At 68.7% G+C, this 1084-nt stretch carries 1 rRNA gene and 1 pseudogene; both read left to right on the forward strand.

From position 1 onward, the window contains the following. Window positions 1-98 (forward strand): 5S ribosomal RNA (gene rrf, locus ACFC79_RS38265); the annotation flags it as partial. A 218-nt stretch (window positions 99-316) separates the two neighbouring features. Continuing rightward, a pseudogene (locus ACFC79_RS38270) lies at window positions 317-1084 on the forward strand (hypothetical protein); the annotation flags it as partial.

Genomic DNA, 1084 nt, shown 5'->3' on the forward strand with positions numbered 1-1084 from the left:
GGGAAACGCCCGGTTACATTCCGAACCCGGAAGCTAAGCCTTTCAGCGCCGATGGTACTGCAGGGGGGACCCTGTGGGAGAGTAGGTCGCCGCCGAACAATCTTTCAAGGACCCTTGGTCCCAGCGTTCACGCTGGGACCAAGGGTCCTTTTGTTTTTCTGCCGTAGCGCGTCGGAGGTCCGGCTGCGCGAGAATGTCTTGTAACGCCCGATGACAGGAGTCACGCCGATGTCCACCAACACTCCCGACGATCGTTCGGGGCGCGAGCCGCGTCGCCGGGACGGTGGCGAACGCGGCGATTTCGCAGGCCGCCGTGATGACCGTTTCGGTGGCCCGCGCCGGGACGGCGGCCGGGACAACGATCGCGGTGGCTACCGGCGGGACGACAGTCGGCCCAGCAGCGGCGGAGGATTCCGTCGGGACGATCGTGACCGGGACCGTGATCGCGGACCGCGTCGTGAAGATGGTCGTGGTGGTGGGTTCCGTCGGGATGATCGTGACCGGGATCGGGATCGTGGTCCGCGTCGGGACGACGAGCGCGGCGGGTTCCGTGGTCCGCGTCGGGACGACGAGCGTGGCGGGCGTTCGGGTGGTGGATTCGAGCGTCGTGATGAGCGTCCTCGTGGTCCGCGTCGTGAGGACGACCGTCGCGGCGGCGGGTTCCGGCGTGATGATCGCCGGGACGATCGTGACCGGGACCGTGATCGCGGACCGCGTCGTGAAGATGGTCGTGGTGGTGGGTTCCGTCGGGATGATCGTGACCGGGATCGGGATCGTGGTCCGCGTCGGGATGACGAGCGCGGTGGGTTCCGTGGTCCGCGTCGGGATGACGAGCGTGGCGGGTTCCGTGGTCCGCGTCGGGATGACGAGCGTGGCGGGTTCCGTGGTCCGCGTCGGGATGACGAGCGCGGTGGGTTCCGTGGTCCGCGTCGGGATGACGAGCGCGGCGGGTTCCGTGGTCCGCGTCGGGACGACGAGCGTGGCGGGCGTTCGGGTGGTGGATTCGAGCGTCGTGATGAGCGTCCTCGTGGTCCGCGTCGTGAGGACGACCGTCGCGGCGGCGGGTTCCGGCGTGATGATCGCC

It is taken from the genome of Streptomyces sp. NPDC056061, from assembly GCF_042266885.1.
Classification (GTDB): Bacteria; Actinomycetota; Actinomycetes; order Streptomycetales; family Streptomycetaceae; genus Streptomyces.